Genomic DNA, 8061 nt, shown 5'->3' on the forward strand with positions numbered 1-8061 from the left:
GAAATGAGTGTAAAGGAAGCTTTCTTGATGATGGGCCAAACACCATTTCGCCATAATCGAGCCACCACGGCTAACAATGCCGGTCATGCGGCCAGCGGTCATCGGCACGTAGCGCAGTAAGACGCCAGCATGGATGGTGAAGTAATCCACGCCTTGCTCGGCTTGCTCGATCAGCGTGTCTTTGAAAATTTCCCAAGTCAGGTCTTCGGCCTTGCCGTTTACTTTTTCTAATGCTTGGTAAATAGGTACGGTGCCGATAGGAACGGGGCTGTTGCGAAGAATCCATTCGCGGGTTTCGTGGATATTTTTGCCAGTGGACAAATCCATAATGGTGTCCGCACCCCAGCGAATGCCCCAAGTCATTTTTTCTACTTCTTCGCTAATACTGGAGCTGACGGCGGAGTTGCCGATATTGCCGTTAATCTTAACTAAGAAATTACGGCCAATAATCATCGGCTCGGATTCTGGGTGGTTGATGTTGTTGGGGATAATGGCACGGCCACAGGCGATTTCGCTGCGCACAAATTCAGGGGTGATTACATCTGGCATGATGGCGCCGTAGTTTTCGCCCTTGTGCTGGCGATTCATCATGGCCAGCATTTTCTCGCCAGTTGGGCTGCTGTCTCGTAGGCTTTGTAAGTAAGCCGCACGGTTCATGTTTTCACGAATCGCCACGTATTCCATTTCTGGCGTAATGATGCCTTTACGTGCGTAGTGCATTTGGCTGACATTGCTGCCTGCTTTGGCTTTACGCGGCTGACGTTTTAGCTCAAAACGTAGCTCATCGAGCTTGCTGTCGGCTTCGCGCATGCGGCCGTAATCGCTGGTGAGCTGAGTGAGCAGCTCGGTGTCATCACGATCGCTAATCCATGGGCTGCGGATGGCTTCAAGGCCTTTACGCACATCAATTGTTGCATCTGGATCGGAGTAAGGGCCGGAGCAGTCGTAAACAAAGATAGGAGGGTTTTTTTCTGTTGCACCGCTGATGCTCATTTGTAGCGGGGTATCGGCTTGGCTGATTTCACGCATGGGTACACGAATATCGGCACGTGAGCCGGTGACATATATTTTGCGCGAATTGGGGAGTGGCTGGATGGCTGCGTCATCGACGACGGCGGTTGAGGCTAAAAACTGTGCTTTTGCGTTCATGCTCTACTCCACAAAGGCGCGGGGTGAGCGGAATGAGGGCAACCGCTCGCTTCCCTACGCCGGTATTAACCGAATCAGGTTCAGAGGGTATTTCTCATCCACACCAAGTATTGGTGCAGAACCCCTAGCGATAAAGTAGTGAAGGTATATAAAAATGAGGTAAACCGCAAATTTAAGATTGGGGAGGGCTGATGGAGTTCAAACGACTTCACTACTCAGTACGCTGTAAAGAAAAGCCGCAGTAAGCAGCGCCTCTGCGTATTCCTTATGTATGGCATCAGTTATTTTGTGCTAACGCCACATACAGCCTGCTCTGTGGGATAATTGCGAAAATTTTCAAACGCTGGGTTTGATCTCGGCTCGCTTTGAGGTGATAAAAATGGATTGGGAAAACGCACGTTATTTATTAGTTGAGCAGCAAATTCGTCCTTGGGATGTGTTGGATCAAAAGGTGCTTAACCGTGTATTGGCGGTGAAGCGCGAAGAGTTTGTGCCCGCGGATAAAAAAGAGCTGGCTTTTGTGGATATCGAGCTGCCGCTGGCGAATGGCTCGCAAATGCTGGCCCCTAAAATGGAAGCTAAGCTACTGCAGGATATCGATCCGCAAATTACAGATAAGGTATTAGTTGTTGGCGCAGGTACTGGCTATTTGATGGCGCTAGCGGCAGGCTTGGTGGCGCATGTGTATGGTGTAGAGATTGATGCAGCTCTGGTTGATGTTGCCCGCGCCAATTTGGCGACTGCCGGTATTATTAATGCCACGGTGACTCAAGGCGATGCACTGGCCGCAGCGCAAAAGCAAGGCTCATTTAATGCAATTATCGTGACGGGCTCTTTAGCTGAAGTTCCTGCCAGCTTGAAAGATCAGTTGGCGGTGGGTGGGCGTTTGATTGCAGTGGTAGGCGAATTGCCAATTATGTCGGCAACATTGTTTAGCTGTGTGGAAAAAGGCAGTTTTAGTGAAAATAAGCTGTTTGAATATAATTTGCCGCGCTTAAAAAATGCTGTAGAAAAAACGGCATTTGCATTTTAATAAATTGAAAATAGCGCGGCCTGATTGGCCGCGTTATTTATATAAAGGGCTTATATGCAACAGATTAACCCGCTTGAATTATCCCAATGGCTAAGCGATAGCTCTCGGCCAAATCCGCTGTTATTGGATGTGCGTGAAGTGGCGGAGTATGAGATTTGCCATATTGATAGCAGCCAATTAGTACCCATGAATACTATTCCTAGCCGCTTTAGCGAGCTGGATGAAGAAGCGACGATTGTGGTGATTTGCCATCATGGTATGCGTAGCTATCAAGTGGCTTCTTTTCTTGAACGCCAAGGTTTTGCGAATGTTATTAATTTGAATGGCGGGATTGCGCGCTGGGCAGAAGAGGTTGATGTGGCTATGGCTAGGTACTAAACAGGCTCTTTTTATAACGCCAATGGCCAGTCGGCGTTTGGTGTTTAGATATTCCAAATGAATTGGTTTTAATCCAGGGTGACTTCCCTCCGCCACATTGGCTTGTTATAGTCTCCCCCGCTTGATTTTTTACGCCCTCTGCCTTTCATAAGATCTTAATGACAATGAAATTACCCAAAAGCTCTGCTGCTATTTCTCTTTCCCTGCTGTTAGCTGGGCCTGCGTGGTCTGCAACTTGCTTATCAGGAGTAGGCGATTGCCAGAATATTCCTGATGATGCTCAGACGATGAGTCAAGGCGCTTTGCTGCAACAGCAAGGTAATGTGCCGGGCTATCCACAGCAGGGCACAGGGGGGCAGCAGCCCACTGCGCAAACCAAAAATACGCAAGCACAGCTGCAAGCACCTATGGCACCAGTGTCTTGTGATGATGTCAGTGGCAAGGTGGCAGTGGATCGTAATAGCAAATATAAATTACCCGCGACACCTTTGAATGATTTCCAAAAGTACCTCTGTAGCAGCAGTAATTTGCCGCTACCGATTTTTGGTCAGCAAATATTTCAGGCGCAGCAAGCGGCCTATTCCCCATTTGAGGCTGCACCGGTTTCTGCTGATTACTTGATTGGTGTGGGGGACAATTTTTCGCTACGTATTTGGGGCCAGCTGGATGCAGATTTACAGCTAAAAGTAGATCGTTCTGGTGCGGTGTTTATTCCCCGTGTTGGCAATGTCAACGTGGTTGGCATCCCTTTTGGCGCTTTAAAACAGCATTTAAGCCGTGAAGTGGGCAAGGTTTATCGTAATTTTGATTTGGCCGTTACCATGGGCCAGTTGAAAAGCGTGCAGGTGTTTGTGGTGGGCTTTGCGCAAAATCCTGGTAGTTATAGCTTGGGTTCGCTTTCTACCGTGGTAAACGCCTTGTTTGCGGCTGGCGGCCCTTCGGCCAATGGTAGCTTGCGTAAAATTCAAGTAAAACGTGCCGGCAAGGTGGTGAATGAGTTTGACTTGTATGACTTACTGCTTAAAGGCGATAAAAGCCATGATCTGATGCTGCAAGGCGGTGACGTGGTGTATGTGCCGCCTGTGGGTGGGCAAGCGGCGATTTCTGGCAGCGTTAAAGTGCCAGCGATTTATGAAGTTAAAGCGGGTGAAAACCTGCAAGATTTAATTAACTGGGCCGGTGGCGCGGGTAATTTTGCCCAAGATGGCAAAGTGTCGATTGAACGCGTGGTTGCGCAAAAATCCCGCAAGGTGGAATCGGTTGAGCTGGCTAAAGCCAGCGGTTTTGTGGTGCGCGGTGGCGATGTGGTGCAGCTTTATGGTTTAAGCCAGAAAGTTGAGAATATGGTGTCACTACGCGGCAATGTGGCCCAGTCGATACGCATGCCTTGGTTTGAGGGCATGAAGGTGAGTGATTTAATCAGCAGCAAAGACATGCTGATTGCCCCGCGCTTTTGGGAAAATAAATACCAGGATCGCACCGCAAGCAGCAAAGATTTGCAAGAAGAAGCTGATCAGGAAGAGTTGCTAAAACAGCAACAAAGCTCGCTTAATGGGGCTAACCCAGCACTGAGTACCAAGCGCAAAGTAGATCGCACATTATTGGGTGCTTTGCGTGGTAATCAGCAAGAAATTAACTGGGGCTATGCGGCGATTGAGCGCACCAATGAGCTGGATAGCACCACTACCTTAATGCCATTTAATTTGGGTGCGGTGGTGCTAAAGCACGATGCTAGTCAAGATAAGCTGCTGGCTAAGGGCGATATTATTCATATCTTCTCTAAAACGGATATTCGTGTCTCGACTCAGCAAAAAACACGTTTTGTGCATATCGAAGGTGAAGTGGGTACGCCGGGTATTTATCAGGTGAGTGAAGGCGAAACACTGGCGGCCTTGATTGATCGTATCGGCGGCTTAACATCAAGCGCCTACCTCTATGGGGCAGAGTTCTCTCGCGATGAAGTGCGTAAAAAGCAGCAGGATGAGCTAGAACGACTGGCCGATTATGTAGAGCGCAATGCGCAAACGTCGGCTGGGCAGCAGGCACAAAATGCCTTAAATGCGCAAGGGGCACAGGCGGCAACGATTCAGGCTGAGCAGCAAAAACTACTGGCGCAAAAAATCCGTACCACCAAGGCAGATGGTCGTGTGGTGCTGGGCCTTAGCCCAGACAGTAGCAAGCTGGGGGATATTCCTGAAGTGGCGCTAGAAGATGGCGACCGCGTGTTTATTCCTGCACGTTCTGCCACCGTAGCGGTGATGGGCTCAGTATTTAGCCGTAATAATGCGTTTATCTTTAGCAAGAGCCGCAATGTGGGTGATTACCTAGCGCTGGCAGGTGGCCCAACAGAAAGTGCCGATAGCGATAGCGTATTTGTGGTGCGTGCCGATGGCTCGGTGGTGAGTGCCAAGCAATTTGGTATGTTGTCCCGCTCATTTAAGAGCACGCCTTCCTTGCCTGGCGATGTGATCGTGGTGCCAGAGAAGTTTGATCGCACTGGCTTTATGAAAAACGCGCTGGACTGGACACAAATCTTGGCTAACTTTGGCACGGGTTTAGCGGGCATTAAGGTGCTTGGTAATTAATAAATCTTTGTAGGGCGGATGCAAGCCGCCAGATTTAACTCATCCAAAGCGGCGGGTTTTACCCGCCCTACAAAACTAACAAGAAGCTTATGGAAAATAAAACTGTGATTCAGGAGAACGATCAGGACGATGAAATTAGCCTGATCGATTTACTCATTGTCTTGGCAAAACATAAAAAATTGATTTTTGGTCTGCCGATTGTGTTTGGCATATTGGCAATAATATATGGGCTGCTGGCAACGCCTATCTTTGAGGCTAAAACCACTATCCTGCCACCGCAGCAACAGCAATCAAGCGCATCGGCGATGCTGGCATCCTTGGGTGGATTGGCGGGTGGCGCAGGTGCGGCTTTGGGAATGAAAAGCCCGAATGATATTTACATCGCCATGATGCAAAGCCGCCGTTTGGAAGAAAAATTGGCAGAGCGTTTTAAATTGCAAGCGGTATACCAAACCAAAACCATTGGAGATACGTTGGCGGCTCTGGAAGGTAGTAGCAAGATTGCAACGGGCAAAGATGGTTTAATTTCGATTGCCGTAGAAGATAAAGACCCTAAACTTGCCGCTGCAATTGCCAACGCTTATGTAGAGGAGCTACGTAATTTAAGTAAAGTGCTAGCGGTTACTGAAGCTGCGCAACGTCGGCAGTTCTTTGAAGGGCAGTTGCTTGGCGCCAAAAAAGAGCTAGCTAATGCCGAGGTAGCATTGAAGCAAGAGCAGGAAAAAACGGGCGTCTTGCAGCTAGATGCACAGGGCAAGATGGCGATAGAGGCCTTAGGTGCTTTACGCGCTAAAGTCTCTGCCAAGCAGGTGCAAATCAATGCTATGCGCAATTTTGCGACCGAAAGCAATCCAGAGTTGCAAAGGGCCAAGGCAGAGCTAGACAGTTTACAAACCCAGCTGGCAGATATGAGTAAGGGTGGGGAAGCGAATGAAGATGTGTTATTAGCTAAAACCAAAGCGCCAGGCATTGGCCTAGAATACATTCGCAAAATGCGCGATGTGAAATACCAAGAAACTTTGTTTGAATTGATGTCTAAGCAGTATGAAATCGCTAAATTAGACGAAGCTAAAGATGGTGCAAATATTCAAGTATTGGATAGCGCTATTGCCCCAGAGAAAAAAGCCAAGCCTAAGCGCGCCATTTTGATTTTATTGGCGCTCTTTGCTGGTTTATTCCTAGCCATCTTGGCAAGCTTTATCTTAGAAGCATTTAATAAAATGGGCACAAATCCAGAGCAAAAACAGCGTCTGGATTTATTAAAGAACACATGGAAGGGCGTAGCATGATTTTAGTCACGGGTGGAGCAGGTTTTATTGGCGGTAATTTTGTATTGGATTGGCTGGCGCAATCAGACGAAGCCATTATTAATGTAGATAAGCTCACTTACGCGGGCAATCTGGATACCCTAGCCTCATTAAAAGACGATGCTCGGCATATCTTTGTGCGTGCAGATATTGGTGATAAAGCAGTGATTGCCGAATTGCTGGCCAAATATCAGCCCCGCACCGTACTTAATTTTGCTGCCGAATCACATGTGGACCGATCAATTAGCGGGCCTGGTGAGTTTATTCAGACCAATGTCGTTGGCACATTTAATTTACTAGAAGCGGTGCGTGGCTATTGGACAGATTTAGCTGCGGATGCTAAAGCGGCATTTCGCTTTTTGCATGTATCTACCGACGAAGTTTATGGTTCTTTAGCCGTGGATGATCCTGCTTTTACTGAAACCAAGACTTACGAGCCAAATAGCCCATATTCCGCATCTAAAGCGGCATCAGATCATTTGGTTCGCGCTTGGCACCATACCTATGGCCTGCCGGTATTGACCACTAACTGCTCCAATAATTACGGCCCTTATCATTTCCCAGAAAAACTCATTCCGCTGGTGATTCTGAATGCCCTCGCTGGCAAAGCCTTGCCCATCTATGGTGATGGTCAGCAGATCCGCGACTGGCTCTATGTAAAAGATCATTGCAGCGCCATCCGCCGCGTGTTGGAAGCGGGCGTGGTGGGGGAAACTTACAATGTGGGTGGTTGGAATGAAAAGCCGAATTTGGATGTAGTCCACACTATCTGCCAGATTCTTGACGAGCGCCAGCCGAGAAGTGATGGCAAGGCTTACGCTGAGCAAATCACTTACGTAACAGATCGCCCAGGGCATGACAAGCGCTATGCCATTGATGCGAGTAAGCTAGAGCGAGAGTTGGGCTGGAAGCCGGCAGAAACCTTTGAAACTGGTATTGCTAAAACCGTTGATTGGTATCTAACGCATCAGGATTGGGTACAAAATGTAAGTAGTGGCAATTATCAAGACTGGATTGATCAGCAATACGGGGCTTAGAAAATGGCTGAGGTGACGCCGATTTTAGATAAGAAACTGATTGATGCTGTGGTTGGCATTATTTTGCGCCATTTGAACCCAAGTAGAGTCTGGCTGTTTGGCTCGCGCGTGGATGGTGAAGCAAAAGTGGCCAGTGATTATGATTTTGCTTTTGATGATGTGAATGCCAGCTCTGAGAGTATGGCATTCATCCGTGCAGAAGTGGATTTGTTGCCGACCTTAATCAAAATTGACGTCGCTAATATTGCCTTTGCTGAGCCGCGTTTTTCTCAAAGGGTGAAAGAGACTGGGCGGGTATTATTCAGTGCCAGCAAGCAATTGCGTGCAGAAGACGGTTTATTGTATTTCTCCAGAGCATTGCGACGTTTACGCTTGGTGCAAGAAGAAGCAATTGCCTTACGCCAAGAAGGTTTTGGCGACGTGGTGTTGGATATTAATGTGCAGCGTTTCGAGTTTACTTTTGAAATGTCTTGGAAAGCATTAAAGCGCTATTTAGATTTTGTGGGAATTGATAGCAAAAATCCCCGCGCTATTTTTAAAGATGCTTTTGCTCAAGGCTTACTTCAGGATGA

Annotated in this window: 7 protein-coding genes and 1 riboswitch; of the genes, 6 read left to right on the plus strand and 1 reads right to left on the minus strand. The window is 48.0% G+C overall.

The genetic code is table 11. The annotated features are described in order from the left end of the window. Nucleotides 1–1095 (minus strand): phosphomethylpyrimidine synthase ThiC (locus Q0R17_RS07840; protein ID WP_374759859.1); only part of this gene is annotated, 1095 nt, incomplete at its 3' end. An 88-nt stretch (nt 1096–1183) separates the two neighbouring features. Continuing rightward, nucleotides 1184–1285, minus strand: a riboswitch (TPP riboswitch). Between the two features lie 243 nt (nt 1286–1528). Between Q0R17_RS07840 and Q0R17_RS07845 the strand changes: the two genes are divergently transcribed. The 6 genes from Q0R17_RS07845 to Q0R17_RS07870 form a co-directional block, all read left to right on the plus strand. Next, entirely contained in the window at nt 1529–2182 is a 654-nt protein-coding gene (locus Q0R17_RS07845; protein WP_293933698.1) for a protein-L-isoaspartate O-methyltransferase, read from the plus strand. Between the two features lie 54 nt (nt 2183–2236). Next, nucleotides 2237–2560, plus strand: a complete 324-nt coding sequence (locus Q0R17_RS07850) for a rhodanese-like domain-containing protein (RefSeq protein ID WP_293933701.1) — start codon at nt 2237–2239, stop codon at nt 2558–2560. Nucleotides 2561–2724: 164 nt separating this feature from the next. Continuing rightward, the gene (locus Q0R17_RS07855) at nt 2725–5145 is read left to right on the plus strand and encodes an SLBB domain-containing protein (protein ID WP_293933703.1); all 2421 of its coding nucleotides are present in this window, start codon (nt 2725–2727) and stop codon (nt 5143–5145) included. A gap of 89 nt (nt 5146–5234) precedes the next feature. Continuing rightward, nucleotides 5235–6434 carry a Wzz/FepE/Etk N-terminal domain-containing protein gene (locus tag Q0R17_RS07860; protein WP_293933706.1) on the plus strand — a complete coding sequence of 400 codons (1200 nt, stop codon included), beginning with the start codon at nt 5235–5237 and terminating at the stop codon, nt 6432–6434. Further along, nucleotides 6431–7489: a dTDP-glucose 4,6-dehydratase gene (gene rfbB, locus Q0R17_RS07865; protein WP_293933708.1), complete on the plus strand. Its 1059-nt coding sequence runs from the start codon at nt 6431–6433 to the stop codon at nt 7487–7489. Before Q0R17_RS07860 ends, rfbB begins: the two co-directional genes overlap by 4 nt. 3 nt (nt 7490–7492) lie before the next feature. Then, nucleotides 7493–8061, plus strand: a 569-nt coding sequence (locus Q0R17_RS07870; RefSeq protein ID WP_293933709.1) for a nucleotidyltransferase substrate binding protein, incomplete at its 3' end; no start/stop codon positions are given.

Source organism: Iodobacter sp., from assembly GCF_025352645.1.
GTDB lineage: Bacteria > Pseudomonadota > Gammaproteobacteria > Burkholderiales > Chitinibacteraceae > Iodobacter.